Below are 17,067 nucleotides of genomic sequence, written 5' to 3' on the forward strand. Positions count from 1 at the left end.
TAATGGTAGCAAAACAACTTTCTATCTTTTTGGAAAACAAGTCCGGCCGTTTGACGGAAGTGACTGAAGTGCTGGCAAAAGAGAACATCAATCTTTCTGCCTTGTGCATCGCCGAAAATGCTGATTTTGGCATTTTGCGTGGAATTGTATCCGATCCGGATAAAGCATATAAAGCATTGAAAGATAATCATTTTGCCGTGAATATAACAGATGTGGTCGGCATTAGCTGTCCGAATGTGCCGGGAGCTCTGGCAAAAGTGCTGGGATTCTTGTCGGCAGAAGGGGTCTTTATTGAGTATATGTATTCGTTTGCCAATAATAACGTGGCAAACGTTGTGATTCGTCCTAGTAATATGGATAAATGTATTGAAGTACTGAAAGAAAAGAAAGTCGACCTGTTGGCGGCAAGTGATTTGTACAAGCTGTAACCGGACGGCGGACCATAAGCGAACGGTGAACGAAGAACGATAGCGCTGGTATACCAATGACATATAGCGCGCTTGTTGATCGTTCACCGTTTATTATTGACTGTTTATAGCTTCCTGTTCGACGTCGTTTTTTCTCTTTTCGTCGATGTTTAACGCCTTTTATGTATTAAAAAACATAGATTAATTGGTTAATTCCCCGCGAATAAGTAACTTTGCGCAATATTTTTTAAAAGGATGAAGAAAAATATCATTATAACTTTGCTCGCAGCAGCCTCTCTGACATCGTGTGGAGAGTACAATAAGTTGCTGAAAAGTACCGATTACGAATACAAGTACGAGGCCGCCAAAAACTATTTTGCTAAAGGGCAGTATAACCGCTCAGCTACCTTGCTGAACGAATTGATTACAATCCTTAAGGGAACCGATAAAGCGGAGGAGTCTCTGTATATGTTGGGTATGAGTTACTATAATCAGAAAGATTATCAGACAGCTGCCCAGACGTTTATCACCTATTTCAACACTTATCCCCGTGGCACTTTCACTGAACTGGCACGTTTCCATGCAGGTAAATCCCTGTTCCTGGATACTCCGGAACCACGTTTGGATCAATCAAGCACTTATCAGGCTATCCAGCAACTGCAGATGTTTATGGAATATTTCCCGAACAGTACCAAGAAGCAGGAAGCACAAGATATGATTTTTGCTTTGCAGGATAAACTGGTGTTGAAAGAACTCTATTCTGCAAAGTTGTATTATAATCTGGGTAACTATCTGGGTAATAACTATGAATCCTGTGTAATTACAGCTCAGAATGCTCTGAAAGATTATCCTTATACAGATTATCGCGAAGAACTTTCCATATTGATTCTGCGTGCCAGACATGAAATGGCTATTTATAGTGTAGAAGACAAGAAGATGGATCGTTACCGTGAAACGATAGATGAATATTATGCTTTCAAGAATGAGTTTCCGGAAAGTAAATACCTGAAAGAGGCTGAAAAAATATTCAATGAATCACAGAAAGTAATTAAAGACTAAATTTAAATAGATTTATGGACTACAAAAAAACGAACGCTCCCGCTACGACGGTAACCCGTGACATGATGGAACTCTGTGCTGACACAGGGAATGTTTATGAAACTGTTGCCATTATTGGTAAGCGTGCTAACCAGATTAGTGTGGAAATTAAAAACGATCTTTCTAAGAAATTAGCAGAGTTTGCTTCTTACAACGATAATTTGGAAGAAGTATTCGAGAATAGAGAACAGATCGAAATTTCTCGTTATTATGAGAAATTGCCGAAACCTGACTTGATTGCTACACAGGAATACATCGAAGGGAAAATTTATTATAGAAATCCGGCTAAGGAGAAAGAAAAACTTCAGTAATTTATTTTCTAACGAAAGAATTGATAGTCAAGTAGTAAGCGGGAAGCATTTTCCTATTCCTTATTGCTTGGCTATTATTGTTTAACTTAACTACTATAGAATACTTATGATTCAACGAATTCAAAGTTTTTACTTATTGATTGTAACAGGGTTGCTGATTACAGCAATGTGTTTACCGATGGGATATTTTATTGACACTACAGGAGAACATCCTTTTAGAGCACTGGGGATAGACGTGAATGGAATTTTCCAGTCTACTTGGGGGATATTTGGTATTCTGATGCTGAGCGCTCTGGTAGCTTTTGCGACTATTTTTCTGTATAAGAACCGAATGTTGCAGATTCGTATGTCAATCTTCAATAGCTTGTTGCTGGTGGGCTATTATATTGCCTTCATTGTTTTCTATTTTGCATTGAAGAGCGATGCCAATCTGTTCCGTATTGGTTGGGCGCTTTGCTTACCATTGGTGTCTATCGTTCTGAATGTGCTGGCTATTCGTGCTATCGGACGTGACGAGGTGATGGTAAAGGCTGCAGACAGACTTCGATAAGAATGCGCGGGAAGCTCTCGCATTGGGAGTTCCTGATAGAATAAAAACAGGCGCGAATTTCGCAGACTCACGGAAATATAAACCGTAGGTTCGAGCGAAATTCGCGCCTGATCTTTTTGGGTACTGTTTTTTATTTCTTTAAATCGAATAGATAAGTGAGCTTCACTGTAATTGTGCCATGAGCCGCACGGGAGAAATAGTCTTTCTTCGTTGTGCTGTAAAAGTCTGACAGAGCAAAATAATAGCGTCCTTCGAGCAGAAAACTACCGACTTTCTTTGTTCTGAATTCTATTCCGCCGCCTCCGGCTATACCATAATCGAATTTGTTTTGGATTTTATCCCCGTAAACAGCTTTTTGTGTGTTTGTCAGGGTATTCATGTCTATATTCTCCATGCTTTCAGATTCACCGATCAGAAGGCCGATCTGAGGACCTGCATTGATAAAGAACTGTAGTCCTTTTTCATTGCCGAAAGCCAAGTGGGCGAGGAAGGGAATATCGAGATAGGTCATCTTTCGGGTGTATTTGCGGGTAGGATCTTCTACGGGTTCTCCATTCTCCCCCGGTACTTCAAATAATTCATCCCAGCCACGTTGGGAGATATTTAACTCTACTTGCGCACCACAGATCATTGCAAAATACTTTTCGGAAATGTAGCGTGCCGTCAAACCTCCGGTAATACCCATCAATGAGTTCTGTTTGATTTTAGGAGTGAATGAAGCACTGTTTAAGTTGACACCTCCATTAAATCCGACAGAAAAGTTCTGGCGTGGTTCGCCGATCTGTGCGGTGGCAGGAAGCGCAAGTCCCATCATCAGGGAAGCGGCAATCAGAAGTGATTTTATCTTTGTCATTTTCGTCTTATTCGAAGTCAAGTTTTACTAATTCAAAATTCTTCGTGAAATGGATAAAGAATACTTTCTTATTAATGAATCCTCCCCAGTTGTTGACACGTTCGAATTTGAAGCCTGTCTGTATCGGAGTCAGGTTCATTTTCGGTAAATTGTTTTCCAGTTCCGAGCCATAGCGTGACAAGCCTTTCAGGAAGAAGAAGCCTGTGTCGAAACCAAGCATTCCGTAGCTTGGGAATTTACTCACCAAATCCTTGCTATACCATTTGTGATAATTGTTGGTGAACTGTATGGCAGCCGGAAACAATGTATTTGTGTAGAACGATGAATAGAAATAGGTATCCAGTTCAAAGAAACTTTCCAGGTGATCCCGGGTATATGTCTGCCATTCGGGATAACCGAACAGATGAATATTCTGCTCCGGAGTATCTCTGACCAGTAGAATCAGTTGAGGAAGAATCTTGATTAACATGACATTTTTGCCGGAAGTCGGAATGAAAATATTGTCTTTGTCAGAGCGGAGAGCTTCCTTCAGCATATCCTTGGTTGCGTTTTCATTGACGGTTTTCATTGACATTCCCTTGCTCTTCAGCTCTTGTTTCATGCCGCTGATAAACTCGGCTTTTTCTTTATCTTCGCTGGTTGGTTCAATAAAGATGACATGGGCATTGGGGAATTGACGGGTAAAGTGTTCGTATACTTCCGAATATAAATAGGATTGCGGGGTATTAATCTGGTAGATGGCAGGATTATTAAATACTTCTTCCCCTTTCGAAGAGAAAGGAATCACCAGTCGTATATCATTCTTTTCTGCAAAAGTAGATAAAGGTTTGATCTGTTGCTGGTGCATCGGACCGAAAATGACATTCATGTTCTTCATCTCATTTTTCGCCAGAATAGTATTTAATGTAGAAACATCTTTTCCACAGTCATATACATATAGATCAATAGAAGTACCTGTACGTTTCAGGCTGTCTACCGCCATCAGGAAACCTTCGTAGTATTCCACCATACGTTTGTCTTCCTGGAAAGGCAATAGCAGGGCCGCTTTGATAGTAGAGATTGCCTGAGGGGCTTCTTTGCTCTTGCGGAAAAGCTCATTGTTACTGGGTGGGATAGCGTACGGATCCTCTTTGGGAGCCGTCGGTTGCATGGTGGTTGCACTGGGATAGGGGATACAGAGGTATTGTCCCTTTTTCATTCCCTTTTTCAGTTCGGGATTGGCTGCAATCAATTCCTGTTCGCTGATTCCATATTCGCGGCTTACACTGAATACGGTTTCTTTGCGTTTTACCTTATGCATATCTTTGCATCTGGATTGTACAGGCCCCTGTATAGCGGGTTTTTCAGCCGGTGCTTGTGCAGTTTCCGTTTCCTGCTCTTGTTCCAACGGAATGAGAATAACCTGACCGATACGGAAGTTTTCGGCGCTCAATCCCGGATTGGCTTCACAAATGGCTTTTGCAGATATATTATAAATGGTAGTCAGTTTGTATAAAGTTTCTCCGGCTTGAATTGTATGGAATGTTTCCCCTTTTTGGCTTTCTTTTCCTTTAGGGATTTTTATAGCTTGTCCGGCATAAATTTTTTCATCACATCCGGGATTCAGACGTATGATGTCGTTTGTTGTGACATTATACATCTTGGCAATGGAGTATAAACTCTGTCCTTTTTCGATGGTATGCAAGAAATAAGATTGGTTCTCTTGTGCATAACTAATAGCGTATGAGGCGCTTATAAAAAGCAAAAATAAGAATATTCGGCTTATCGGTTTCATCAATTTATAACTATTGGTTCTTGAAATCAAGGAACAAAGGTACGAATAATGCCCTATATCTTCATAAGATTTGAGTTAAGAAAATAATATTGTGCTTTTTTAGGAGCATATTTCAGTCGGAAACATTAATTTTGTACCGTTTATGAAGGATATGAATATGCAAGAAACAGAATATATTAATGTGTATGGTGCCCGTGTGCACAATTTGAAAGATATTGATGCTGAAATTCCCCGTAACAGTTTGACAGTGATTACCGGATTGAGTGGTAGTGGTAAATCTTCCTTGGCTTTCGATACGATATTTGCCGAGGGACAGCGCCGCTATATCGAGACTTTTTCGGCCTATGCCCGCAACTTTTTGGGGAATCTGGAACGTCCGGATGTCGATAAAATAACAGGGCTGAGTCCGGTTATCTCTATCGAACAGAAAACTACGAATAAAAATCCCCGTTCTACCGTGGGAACAACAACGGAAATATACGATTATCTTCGTCTGCTCTATGCCCGTGCAGGTATTGCTTATTCGTACCTGTCAGGAGAGGAGATGGTGAAATATACGGAAGAACAGATTCTGGATTTAATCCTGAAAGATTATAAAGGAAAGAAAATATACTTGCTCGCACCCTTGGTTCGTTCGCGTAAGGGACATTACAAAGAACTCTTCGAACAGGTGCGAAAGAAAGGATATCTCTATGTACGGATAGACGGCGAACTGCGTGAAGTGACGCACGGCATGAAACTCGACCGTTACAAGAATCATGATATTGAGGTAGTCATTGATAAACTGATAGTAGCCGAGAAAGATGATAAACGCCTGAAACAGAGCGTGGCAACTGCTATGCGCCAAGGTGATGGTTTATTGATGATTCTTGATGCGCAGACAGAAAGTGTCCGTCATTACAGTAAACGCCTGATGTGTCCGGTTACCGGACTGTCTTATCGGGAACCGGCTCCTCATAACTTCTCGTTCAACTCTCCGCAGGGAGCGTGCCCGAAATGTAAAGGATTAGGCGTGGTCAATCAGATTGATGTCGATAAAGTGATTCCCGACCGTGAACTTTCCATCTATGAAGGAGCGATAGCACCTTTGGGAAAATACAAGAATGCCATGATTTTCTGGCAGATCGGTGCTTTGCTGGAGAAGTATGAAGCCACTTTAAAAACTCCGGTGAAGGAATTGTCGGATGATGCGGTTGAAGAAATATTATATGGTTCGGATGACCGGATCAAGATCAAGAGTTCGCTGATAGGAACTTCTTCTGATTACTTTGTAACCTATGAAGGAGTCGTAAAATATATCCAGATGCTTCAGGAAAAGGATGCTTCTGCTACCGCGCAGAAGTGGGCGGAGCAGTTTGCCCGTACCACTGTTTGTCCGGAATGTAAAGGTGCCCGGTTGAATAAAGAAGCATTGCACTTCCGTATTCATGACAAGAACATCAATGACTTGGCCAATATGGACATCAATGAGCTATATGACTGGTTGATGAACGTAGATCAATTTCTGTCCGATAAACAAAAGAAAATCGCAGCCGAGATTCTGAAAGAAATTCGTACGCGTTTGAAATTCTTGTTGGATGTAGGATTGGATTATTTGGCATTGAACCGTAGCTCGGTCAGCCTGTCCGGTGGTGAAAGTCAGCGTATTCGTCTGGCTACACAGATCGGCTCGCAATTGGTGAATGTGCTTTATATTCTGGATGAACCGAGTATCGGGTTGCACCAGCGTGACAATCTGCGTTTGATCCGCTCGTTGAAAGAGCTTCGTGATATGGGAAACTCGGTTATCGTTGTTGAACACGATAAAGATATGATGCTGGCTGCCGATTATGTGATTGATATGGGGCCTAAAGCCGGTCGTCTGGGTGGGGAGGTAGTCTTCTCGGGAACCCCGTCAGAAATGCTTCAAACCGAAACGATGACTTCGCAGTATCTGAACGGAGAGATGAAAATAGAAGTACCCGCCAAGCGAAGAAAAGGAAATGGAAAATCTATCTGGCTGAAAGGAGCGAAGGGAAATAATCTGAAAAATGTAGATGTTGAATTTCCGTTAGGGAAGTTGATTTGTGTGACCGGAGTATCCGGAAGTGGTAAATCGACGTTAATTAATGAGACTTTGCAGCCGATTCTTTCACAGAAATTCTATCGCTCTTTGCAGGATCCTTTGGAATACGATTCTATAGAGGGACTGGAAAACATAGATAAGGTAGTGGACGTGGATCAATCTCCGATTGGTCGTACCCCCCGTTCCAATCCGGCCACTTATACAGGTGTATTTTCCGATATCCGTAACTTGTTCGTAAGCCTTCCGGAAGCTAAGATTCGCGGTTACAAGCCCGGACGCTTCTCTTTTAATGTATCGGGCGGTCGTTGTGAAGCCTGTACCGGAAATGGATACAAGACGATTGAAATGAACTTCTTGCCGGATGTGTATGTGCCTTGTGAGGTTTGCCACGGCAAGCGGTATAATCGCGAAACGCTTGAAGTACGTTTCAAAGGAAAGTCTATTGCTGATGTGCTTGATATGACTATAAACCGTGCTGTCGAATTCTTTGAGAATGTGCCGCAGATTCTGAATAAGATAAAAGTCTTGCAGGATGTCGGTTTGGGCTATATTAAATTAGGGCAGTCATCTACTACCCTTTCCGGTGGAGAGAGCCAGCGTGTGAAACTAGCAACAGAATTGTCCAAGCGAGATACCGGTAAAACACTTTACATTCTCGATGAACCGACTACCGGACTTCACTTTGAGGATATCCGTGTATTGATGGGGGTACTTAATAAGCTGGTGGACAAAGGTAATACCGTCATTGTAATCGAACATAACCTGGACGTTATCAAGATGGCGGATTATATCATAGACATGGGACCTGAAGGTGGTAAGGGCGGGGGAGTACTCCTTAGCTACGGAACACCGGAAGAGGTTGCGAAGAGCCAGAAAGGTTATACTCCTAAGTTTCTTCGCGAGGAATTAGGACTTTAATATTGAAGTATAAGTGTCGGTTTACTAAAAAGAAACAACAAGATGAAAATCAATAAAACGAATGCGGCGCGTTTGCTGGATAAAGCTAAAATAGCGTATGAACTGATTCCTTATGAAGTTGACGAAAACGATCTGAGTGCCATTCATGTAGCTGCCAGCTTAGGCGAGAATATAGAACAGGTATTTAAGACACTGGTTCTTCACGGTGACAAAAGCGGTTATTTTGTTTGCGTCATTCCGGGTGAGCACGAAGTCGATCTGAAGCTGGCAGCAAAGGCTTCCGGCAATAAAAAGTGTGATCTGATACCGGTGAAAGAACTTCTTCCGCTGACGGGATATATCCGGGGCGGCTGTTCGCCTATTGGCATGAAGAAACATTTTCCTACTTATATTCATGAAACCTGCCGGCAATTTCCGTATATTTATGTAAGTGCCGGTGTACGGGGGCTGCAGATAAAGCTTGCGCCGGGTGATTTAATCCGCGAATCGAGGGCAGAAATTTGCCGTTTATTTGAGGAATAAATCCAAAAAAGTATATATTTGCAGAATATATGTCATTAGAAAAATTATCAATCATTAATTAATAAATTTATATCTATGTTTGACAAACACCCTAAAGGACTGATAGCAGCCGCTTTAGCCAATCTAGGTGAACGCTTTGGCTTCTATACAATGATGGCGATCCTCGTGCTTTTCTTGCAAGCTAAGTTTGGAATGAATGGAAAAGAAGCGGGATTTATTTATTCAACTTTCTATTTTTCCATTTACATTCTTGCTTTGGTTGGAGGTATTATCGCCGATAAGACACGAAACTACAAAGGAACTATTTTCACGGGAATTGTGCTGATGGCAGTGGGATACTTGTTGTTGGCTATTCCATCCAAGACTCCTGTAGACAATCAGACCTTTTATCTGGTCATTACTTGCGCCAGCTTGTTTGTGATTGCATTTGGTAACGGATTATTTAAAGGAAATCTGCAAGCTCTGGTAGGGCAGATGTACGATAATCCTCAATATGCCAGCATGCGTGACTCCGGTTTCTCCTTGTTTTATATGTTCATTAATATCGGTGCAATCTTTGCTCCGTTTGCAGCAGTAGGTGTACGTAACTGGTGGTTGTCTACTTTCGGTTATAATTACGATGCTGATCTTCCTGCATTATGTCACGGTCATTTGGCTGGTACTCTGTCGCCCGAAGCTACTGAAACTTATCATACGTTGGTAGAGAAAGCTTCCAACGCTCCGGCACAGGATTATACAGCTTTTGCATCCGATTACCTGAACGTCTTTACTACAGGTTTCCATTATGCATTTGGAGTGGCTATCATTGCTATGGTCATTTCTTTGACTATCTATTTGCTGAATAAGAGAAACTTCCCCGATCCCAGCAAGAAAGCCGTTGCATCTTCAGCATCTTCGGCTACTGTAGAAATGAGTATTCAGGAAGTGAAACAACGTATGTATGCCCTGTTCGCAGTGTTCGGAGTTGTTATCTTCTTCTGGTTCTCTTTCCATCAGAATGGTTTGACTTTGACATACTTTGCAAAGGAATACACTGACCTTAACTTGTTTGGTATGCCTATTTCCGCTGAGTTGTTCCAGTCGTTGAATCCGTTCTTTGTTGTTTTCCTGACTCCTGTGATTATGGCAATCTTTGCCAGCCAGCGCAGACGTGGAAAAGAGCCTTCTACTCCTAAGAAGATTGCAATTGGTATGGGTATTGCCGCATTGGCCTTTATCGTAATGGCTGTCGGTTCTTATTTTGCCAATCTGCCTTTGCACAAGGACATTATCGCTGTAGGAACTTCACCGGTGAAAGTGACTCCGTTCTTGTTGATGCTGACTTATCTGATTTTGACGGTAGCTGAATTGTATATTTCTCCGTTGGGAATTTCATTTGTGTCTAAAGTAGCTCCTCCGAAATACCAGGGTATTATGCAGGGAGGCTGGTTAGGTGCGACTGCACTTGGCAATCAGCTGTTGGTGATCGGTGCTATTTTGTATGAATCCATTCCTATCTGGATGACATGGACAGTATTTGTGGTAGCTTGTACTATTTCAATGTTTACCATGATCTTCATGCTGAAATGGCTGGAACGCGTAGCGAAATAAGCCCGCTTGGTAATAAATAAACGAATGCCCCGGAACATTGATTGAGTAACAATCTGTTCCGGGGCATTTTGTATATGGTTACCTTACTTTTCAGATATCCAGTCCCATGATATAATCATTCATATAGTACCCGTTGCCAATCGGAAAATCCCCTTCCCGCAATTTTCTCATACCCATCCGTTCATAGAACAGTAAAGCCTTGTTGTTACGGTTCACGTTAAGCTCCATTAAGCAAGGTTCCGGATGCACCTCCTTGATATATCTGACAGCCTCTCTGAATAAAAAACTACCGTAGTGTGCGCCTTGAAAATGGGGGAGGACATAGATTTTCTGCAGATGGAATACATTCTCTTCCTGTTGCTGTACGGAGACATAGCCACAGGGCTCATCTCCTTCATATGCGATAAAATAAACATGACCTTCTTCTTCCATTTGTTTCCGGATATTTTCGGGAGAGTACATCCAGTCCATCATATAGTCCAGTTGTCCGGGAGATAAGATTTCTTGGTAAGTGGCGGGAAATACTTCACCGGCCATTTGGTTGATCAGACCGCAATCATCTATCCTTGCTTTTCGAATAGTAAACATACGTATTTTCTTTTTTGTGGTTTTATGAGCTGCAAATATAGCTATTATTTCTTTTTATAATAAGGAGAAAACTTCTTAATGATTTAATTATTATTAAATTATAGTACTTTGTAATGCAAGGTACTAAAGTAATGCATATATTTGTCCTGTCAAAAAGAAAAATAACAATGAATGTAGACAATGTAAAATCTCAGATGAGAAAAGGCATGTTGGAGTATTGCATCATGCTTTTACTGCACAAAGAGCCGGCTTATGCTTCTGATATTATTCAGAAGTTGAAAGAGGCGCAGCTGATTGTAGTGGAAGGTACCTTATATCCATTGCTGACACGTTTGAAGAATGACGATTTGTTGAGTTATGAATGGGTAGAATCCACGCAGGGACCTCCTCGCAAGTACTATAAGCTCACAGAAAAAGGAGAGGCTTTTTTAGGCGAGCTTGAGATATCCTGGAAGGAACTGAACGAAACCGTGAATCATATTGCTAGTAGATAATTCGATAAAGAAGAAATAATAATGAAAAAACATTGACTGTAAATTTGGGAGGAACTGTCTATCATATAGATGATGATGCCTATCGTTTGCTGGACGATTATCTGTCCAACCTGAAACATTTTTTTCGCAAACAGGAGGGGGCGGAAGAGATTGTGAATGATATCGAGATTCGTATTGCCGAGCTGTTTGCCGAGAAAGTGTCCGCAGGGAAGCAAGTCATTACTATTGCCGATGTGGAAGAAATAATTGCCCGGGTAGGCAAACCGGAAGATTTTGGTGTATCTGACGACGAATCCGAACCGCATAAGAAGGAACAGACAGCTTCTTCCGGTCAGGGATATACACGGACCACTACAGCCCGTCGCCTGTTCCGTGATCCGGATAATAAGTTGCTTGGAGGAGTAGCTTCCGGGCTGGCAGCTTATTTTGACTGGGATATCACGTTGGTGCGTATCCTGATGATCGTATTATTGTTTGTTCCCTATTGCCCGATGATTATCCTTTATATTATAGGATGGATTATCATTCCCGAAGCACGTACGGCAGCAGAGAAGCTGAGTATGCGTGGCGAAGCGGTAACCATAGAAAATATAGGCAAAACGGTGACGGACGGATTTGAACGGGTGGCCGACGGGGTCAATAACTTTGTGAACTCGGATAAACCGCGTACCTTTCTGCAAAAAGTAGGAGATGTATTTGTCACGATCGCCGCTATCATTCTTAAGATATTCCTGGTAGCTCTTGTCATCATTTGCTGTCCGGTATTGTTCGTGCTCGCTGTGGTGATAGTAGCTCTTGTGTTTGCGGTGATTGCTGCGCTTGTTGGCGGTGGAGCTCTGCTTTATGAAATGCTTCCGGCTATTGACTGGACGCCCATAGCTACCATATCTCCTGTGATGACATTGCTTGGCACCATTTCAGGAATTGCACTCATTGCCATTCCATTAGGAGCTTTTCTGTACACTATAATGCGTCAGTTGTTTCATTGGTCACCGATGGGGACCGGCTTGAAATGGTCTCTGTTTATCCTATGGGTATTGGGACTGGTCATCGTGATTATCAATTTGTCAGCTCTCGGATGGCAGCTGCCGTTGTATGGACTGCATTGCTTTTAATGTAAGATCGTTCTATTAAAAAAGAATAATATTTATTCTTTTTCTGAGAAATGTGCCCCGATAGTGTGTCCGGGGTACATTTTTTGTTTGTCCCTCTTTGTAAATCGAGATTTTTAATTAAGTTTGTGAGGACTTATTCAATAGATAAAGAAAATGGGTGAACATATATGTTTCAGGAGAAACGAACGTTTGGCTACCGTCAATCCTTATTGGAGAGGAAATCCGATGGTACGCGGACGTTTTTTTTAACAGGCAGCACCGTTTCCGCCCCGGTATGGGAAGTGTGTTGAAATGGCGGTTGTCCCCCAATCCTCAGCGGAAAGAAAAGAAAACGGTGAAGTGGGACCCAAAAGTCTGTTATCTTCGTTCGCTGGATGCTGTGGTGGGAGATTCTTTAATATGGCTGGGCCATAATTCCTTCTTCCTTCAGTTGGCAGGCAAAAGAATCATGTTCGATCCGGTTTTCGGAAACATCCCTTTTGTGAAAAGACAGAGTGAGTTTCCTGCCAATCCCGACATTTTTACAGAAATTGATTACCTGCTTATCAGTCATGACCATTTTGACCATCTGGACAAGCAAAGTATCACCCGTTTGCTGAATAATAATCCGCAGATGAAACTGTTTTGCGGTTTGGGAACCGGAGAACTGATAAAGAGCTGGTTTCCGGAAATGAGAGTGATCGAGGCCGGCTGGTATCAGCAACTGGAAGATGAAGGGCTGAAAATAACTTTCTTGCCGGCACAGCATTGGAGCAAACGCTCCGTACGTGATGGAGGGCAGCGATTGTGGGGAGCTTTCATGCTGCAGGGGAATGGTATTTCTCTCTATTATAGCGGAGACACAGGGTATTCTACCCATTTTAGGGAAATCCCGGATCTGTTTGGAGCTCCGGACTATGCCTTGTTGGGTATCGGTGCATATAAACCCCGTTGGTTCATGCGTCCCAATCATATTTCCCCTTATGAATCACTGACTGCCTCAGAAGAGATGCATGCAGGAATAACCATTCCGATGCACTACGGTACATTTGATTTGTCTGATGAACCCTTGCATGATCCGCCTAAAGTATTTGCGGCAGAAGCAAAGAAAAGAAAGATTCGTGTGGAAATCCCTTATCTGGGAGAAATCGTAAAACTGAGTAAAAGAAAGTAATTATAAAATAAACTGAGAGATGAAGAAGTTAGAAGTAAAAGACCTGAAAGAAAATTTCTTTGAGGCGATTGGCAAAGAATGGATGTTGGTTACTGCCGGCACCAAAGAGAAATTCAATACAATGACTGCCAGCTGGGGTGGCATTGGCTGGCTTTGGAATAAGCCCGTTGCTTTTGTTTTTGTCCGCCCCGAACGATATACGTATGAGTTCATCGAGAAAAGTGATTATCTGACACTTTCTTTTTTGGGCGAAGCAAATAAGAAGATTCATGCGATTTGTGGCTCAAAGTCCGGTCGTGATACGGATAAGGTGAAAGCAACCGGGTTAAAGCCGGTCTTCACAGAACAGGGGAATGTGCTTTTCGAACAGGCCCGCCTGAGTCTGGAAGGAAGAAAACTGTATGCGGATAACATTAAACCTGAATGTTTCCTGGATAAAGAGTCCTTGGAAAAATGGTATGACGATACTCATGGAGGTTTTCATAAAATGTATATAGTAGAAATCGAAAATATTTGGGAGGGAGATTAATTCTCCCTTTTTTATTTTTTATCGGTAAAGCTTTGATAAGTGATATAAATATTATACATTTGCCCTAAACTAAACTATTGTAACACAACTAAAACTAAGCGTTATGAAAACAAAAATGTTCTTTCTTGCAGGTATCTGTGCTGCACTCGCAGCTTGTAGTAGTGATTCGGATGATGTGTCTTCTTCTCCATCCAATGCTCCGGCGATATTAGAGGTTGTTTCCTATAAGTTTGTGCAGGAGGAAACGGATGTAGTAGAGCGGGTTGAATATCCTGTTGTAGTCTTGCAGCATAAAGTAAATAATAAAGATGAACCTCTTCCAATGATATATGCATGGGATGTGGAAGAGGAAGAGAACTCTTTATTTGTATTGACTGAAGGTTCTTTGCCTGTTAATGCTGAAAATTTGGCGGATTTGAAGATTCCTGTTCCTTTCATTGATGCTGGAGGTAAGCTTTTTATAGACGGAACGGGTGCGAAGACTCCGTTGATTTTTGGAGAAACATTAAAAGTAAAGAATGGATCACGTTCTATTGGAAATGTAAAGTATGAGATACCTCCCTATTCAACTTATGAGTTAACAAAACAAGAATGTGGATATCGATGTACCTTAACTTTTTATTTGGTACTGAAGGCCGTAAATAAAGGGGAAGAATACCATTTAAAAGGCAGATGGACTGGAGAACAATTAAGGGAGCAAAAAATGGGATTAATTGATTTATCAGACGAAAAAGGTGCTGAAAAAACTGTTTTAATGGAGGCTCCGATTGAGCTATTTGAAAAGGATTATGAAACAGGTCTAGATTGAATCATAGACCTTATCTAAGTATATAGTAGCAATCGAAAATATATATCATGAGTAAAGTCTAGCGGATTTTAGATGTAATGCAGAAGGCTCTGAACTCAATTTGATTTGAGAACAGAGCCTTCATTATTTGTCTTATATCAAAGATTTATTTTGCAGGAGCCTTCAGCCACTTATCCAGCCACTCAAAGAAAGTGCGTTGCCACAAGACACCATTCTGCGGTTTCAGTACCCAGTGGTTCTCATCCGGATAAATTAGCAACTCTGCAGGTACACCACGCATTACAGCGGCATCAAATGCAGCCATAGCCTGATTAGCCAAAATACGGAAATCTTTTTCTCCATGAATACAGAGAATCGGAGTATCCCATTTTTCCACGAAGAGGTGAGGGGAGTTGGCGAAAGTACGTTGTGCTATCGGATTCTGTTTTTCCCAGTACGCGCCGCCCATATCCCAGTTGGCAAACCATTTCTCTTCTGTTTCCAGATACTGCATTTCCATATTGAAGATTCCGTCATGAGCGATAAATGCCTTGAAACGTTTGTCGTGATGACCGGCTAACCAATATACGGAGAATCCTCCGAAACTAGCGCCCACACATCCCAGACGATCTTTATCTACATACGATTCTTTTGCCATCTCGTCGATAGCAGTGAAATAGTCTTTCATACACTGACCACCATAATCACCACTGATCTGTTCGTTCCATTCCACTCCGAATCCCGGTAATCCGCGACGGTTCGGGGCTACGATGATATAGTCGTTGGCAGCCATAATCTGGAAGTTCCAGCGATAAGACCAGAACTGGCTTACCGGACTTTGAGGGCCACCTTCACAGAACAGCAATGTCGGATATTTCTTGTTCGGATCGAACTGGGGAGGATAGATCACCCATGTCAACATATCCTTGCCATCCGTCGTTTTCATCCAGCGACCTTCTACCTTACCCATTTCCAGCTGATCATAAATCTCCTTGTTCTCCTGTGTCAGTTGAGTGGCAGAACCATCCAATGCTACCGCATAGATCTCATCACCCATACTCATTGAGTGGCGTTTAGCAATCAGTTTGTCACCGAAGAGTGCTACCCCTTCATAATCATACATACCCGAAGTAATCGCCTTTACAGAATCATTCGTCAGGTCAAGAGAATAAATCTGAGTTTCTCCGTGCCATACACCTGTAAAATAGATGGTCTTGGCATCGTTGCCCCAGACAAACGCATCCACATTAGACTCAAATGCTTTGCTGACAAAACGCTTCTCTCCGGTTTCCAGATTCATGATAAACAAACGGTTCAGATCAGCTTCGTATCCATCGCGCTCCATGCTTTGCCATGCAATGTACTTGCCATCCGGAGAGTATTGCGGATTGGTGTCATACCCCTTGTTTTCTTCGGTGATATTATCCGTTTTCTTTGTATTCAGATCATACACATAAATATCCGAATTGGTAGAAACAGCATATTCCAGCCCTGTTTTCTTGCGACAGGTATAAGCCACTTTGTCCGAAGTCGTATTCCATGCCAGTTGCTCAATGCCGCCCCAAGGTTTCATCGGACTTTCGTATGGTTCTCCTTCCAGTATATCCACGATATTGGAAATACCGTTACCGTCAAAGTCTGCCACGAAAGGATGCGGAGCAGTTGTCACCCATTCATCCCAGTGCTTATACATCAGGTCGGTGACAATAATACCTGTAGCTTTCGGCAGATCCGGATATTTATCGGCAGTGCTTTCTTTGGTTTTCACTTGCGAGATGAACAGCAGTTTCTTGCCGTCCGGTGAGATAGAATAACCCTCGATGTCACCGTCGTAGTTGGTCAGTTGTTTACGGCCGCTACCGTCCGGATTCATTTCGTATAGTTGGCTGCTTCCGTTGTCGTTGCTCAGGAAAGCCAGCTTCGTTCCTCCTTTTATCCAGGTCACCTCATTCTCCTGATAAGGAGTGCGGGTGATTTGCCGGTTATCGCTGCCGTCCGCGTTCATGACGAAAACTTCGCGATTACTCTTGTTCTCCGGTACACTGTAGTATGCTACTGTATACGCAATTTTCTTTCCGTCGGGCGATACCGCCAGTCCTCCGATACGTCCCATTGCCCAAAGGGCTTCAGGCGTCATACGCTTCCCTTCGATCTTAATATCGGATTTTTCGATAAGCACCTGATCCGTTTTGCCCGCGTCTTTTGTTCCGCCGCAGGCAGCTAACAACATTGCTGCCGACATCATAAATAGATTTGCTTGTCTCATATTTTATAAAAATGTTTATTTTCTTGCGAAGATAATGAAAAAAGGAT

15 protein-coding genes and 1 pseudogene are annotated in these 17,067 nt (G+C 42.3%); 12 read left to right on the plus strand and 4 right to left on the minus strand.

Translation table 11 applies throughout. The features are described 5' to 3' along the window. Positions 1-2: 2 nt before the first annotated feature. From HMPREF9007_RS04350 to HMPREF9007_RS04335, 4 genes are all read left to right on the plus strand, one after another. A complete protein-coding gene (locus HMPREF9007_RS04350) occupies positions 3-428 on the plus strand; it encodes an amino acid-binding protein (RefSeq protein ID WP_008763158.1) in 426 nt (141 codons plus the stop codon). 234 nt (positions 429-662) lie between these two features. Beyond that, entirely contained in the window at positions 663-1,466 is an 804-nt protein-coding gene (gene bamD / locus HMPREF9007_RS04345; RefSeq protein ID WP_008763159.1) for an outer membrane protein assembly factor BamD, read from the plus strand. A 14-nt stretch (positions 1,467-1,480) separates the two neighbouring features. Further along, positions 1,481-1,816: a DNA-directed RNA polymerase subunit omega gene (locus tag HMPREF9007_RS04340; RefSeq protein ID WP_004299989.1), complete on the plus strand. Its 336-nt coding sequence runs from the start codon at positions 1,481-1,483 to the stop codon at positions 1,814-1,816. A gap of 106 nt (positions 1,817-1,922) precedes the next feature. Next, on the plus strand, positions 1,923-2,366 hold the full coding sequence (locus HMPREF9007_RS04335) for a DUF4293 domain-containing protein (protein WP_008763160.1): 444 nt from the start codon (positions 1,923-1,925) through the stop codon (positions 2,364-2,366). Between the two features lie 130 nt (positions 2,367-2,496). Here HMPREF9007_RS04335 and HMPREF9007_RS04330 read toward each other — a convergent pair whose 3' ends face one another. Further along, the gene (locus tag HMPREF9007_RS04330) at positions 2,497-3,219 is read right to left on the minus strand and encodes a porin family protein (RefSeq protein WP_008763161.1); all 723 of its coding nucleotides are present in this window, start codon (positions 3,217-3,219) and stop codon (positions 2,497-2,499) included. A gap of 7 nt (positions 3,220-3,226) precedes the next feature. Further along, the gene (locus HMPREF9007_RS04325) at positions 3,227-4,993 is read right to left on the minus strand and encodes a LysM peptidoglycan-binding domain-containing protein (protein ID WP_008763162.1); all 1,767 of its coding nucleotides are present in this window, start codon (positions 4,991-4,993) and stop codon (positions 3,227-3,229) included. A 157-nt stretch (positions 4,994-5,150) separates the two neighbouring features. Between HMPREF9007_RS04325 and uvrA the strand changes: the two genes are divergently transcribed. From uvrA to HMPREF9007_RS04310, 3 genes are all read left to right on the plus strand, one after another. Beyond that, positions 5,151-7,976: an excinuclease ABC subunit UvrA gene (gene uvrA / locus HMPREF9007_RS04320; protein ID WP_032813763.1), complete on the plus strand. Its 2,826-nt coding sequence runs from the start codon at positions 5,151-5,153 to the stop codon at positions 7,974-7,976. A gap of 42 nt (positions 7,977-8,018) precedes the next feature. Continuing rightward, positions 8,019-8,498: a Cys-tRNA(Pro) deacylase gene (gene ybaK, locus HMPREF9007_RS04315; protein WP_008763164.1), complete on the plus strand. Its 480-nt coding sequence runs from the start codon at positions 8,019-8,021 to the stop codon at positions 8,496-8,498. Positions 8,499-8,573: 75 nt separating this feature from the next. Beyond that, on the plus strand, positions 8,574-10,088 hold the full coding sequence (locus HMPREF9007_RS04310; RefSeq protein ID WP_008763165.1) for a peptide MFS transporter: 1,515 nt from the start codon (positions 8,574-8,576) through the stop codon (positions 10,086-10,088). 90 nt (positions 10,089-10,178) lie between these two features. Here HMPREF9007_RS04310 and HMPREF9007_RS04305 read toward each other — a convergent pair whose 3' ends face one another. Next, a complete protein-coding gene (locus HMPREF9007_RS04305; protein WP_008763166.1) occupies positions 10,179-10,676 on the minus strand; it encodes a GNAT family N-acetyltransferase in 498 nt (165 codons plus the stop codon). Between the two features lie 167 nt (positions 10,677-10,843). Between HMPREF9007_RS04305 and HMPREF9007_RS04300 the strand changes: the two genes are divergently transcribed. From HMPREF9007_RS04300 to HMPREF9007_RS04280, 5 genes and pseudogenes are all read left to right on the plus strand, one after another. Then, the gene (locus HMPREF9007_RS04300; protein WP_032813353.1) at positions 10,844-11,170 is read left to right on the plus strand and encodes a PadR family transcriptional regulator; all 327 of its coding nucleotides are present in this window, start codon (positions 10,844-10,846) and stop codon (positions 11,168-11,170) included. Positions 11,171-11,202: 32 nt separating this feature from the next. Beyond that, entirely contained in the window at positions 11,203-12,285 is a 1,083-nt protein-coding gene (locus HMPREF9007_RS04295; RefSeq protein ID WP_008763168.1) for a PspC domain-containing protein, read from the plus strand. 153 nt (positions 12,286-12,438) lie between these two features. Then, positions 12,439-13,438: pseudogene (locus HMPREF9007_RS04290) on the plus strand (MBL fold metallo-hydrolase). Between the two features lie 19 nt (positions 13,439-13,457). Then, positions 13,458-13,967 carry a flavin reductase gene (locus HMPREF9007_RS04285; RefSeq protein WP_008763170.1) on the plus strand — a complete coding sequence of 170 codons (510 nt, stop codon included), beginning with the start codon at positions 13,458-13,460 and terminating at the stop codon, positions 13,965-13,967. A gap of 103 nt (positions 13,968-14,070) precedes the next feature. Further along, a complete protein-coding gene (locus tag HMPREF9007_RS04280; RefSeq protein WP_195577402.1) occupies positions 14,071-14,775 on the plus strand; it encodes a hypothetical protein in 705 nt (234 codons plus the stop codon). A 145-nt stretch (positions 14,776-14,920) separates the two neighbouring features. Here HMPREF9007_RS04280 and HMPREF9007_RS04275 read toward each other — a convergent pair whose 3' ends face one another. After that, positions 14,921-17,020 carry a S9 family peptidase gene (locus tag HMPREF9007_RS04275; RefSeq protein ID WP_008763172.1) on the minus strand — a complete coding sequence of 700 codons (2,100 nt, stop codon included), beginning with the start codon at positions 17,018-17,020 and terminating at the stop codon, positions 14,921-14,923. Positions 17,021-17,067: the final 47 nt, after the last annotated feature.

Origin of the sequence: Bacteroides sp. 1_1_14 (genome assembly GCF_000162515.1) — a bacterium.
Classification (GTDB): domain Bacteria; phylum Bacteroidota; class Bacteroidia; order Bacteroidales; family Bacteroidaceae; genus Bacteroides; species Bacteroides thetaiotaomicron.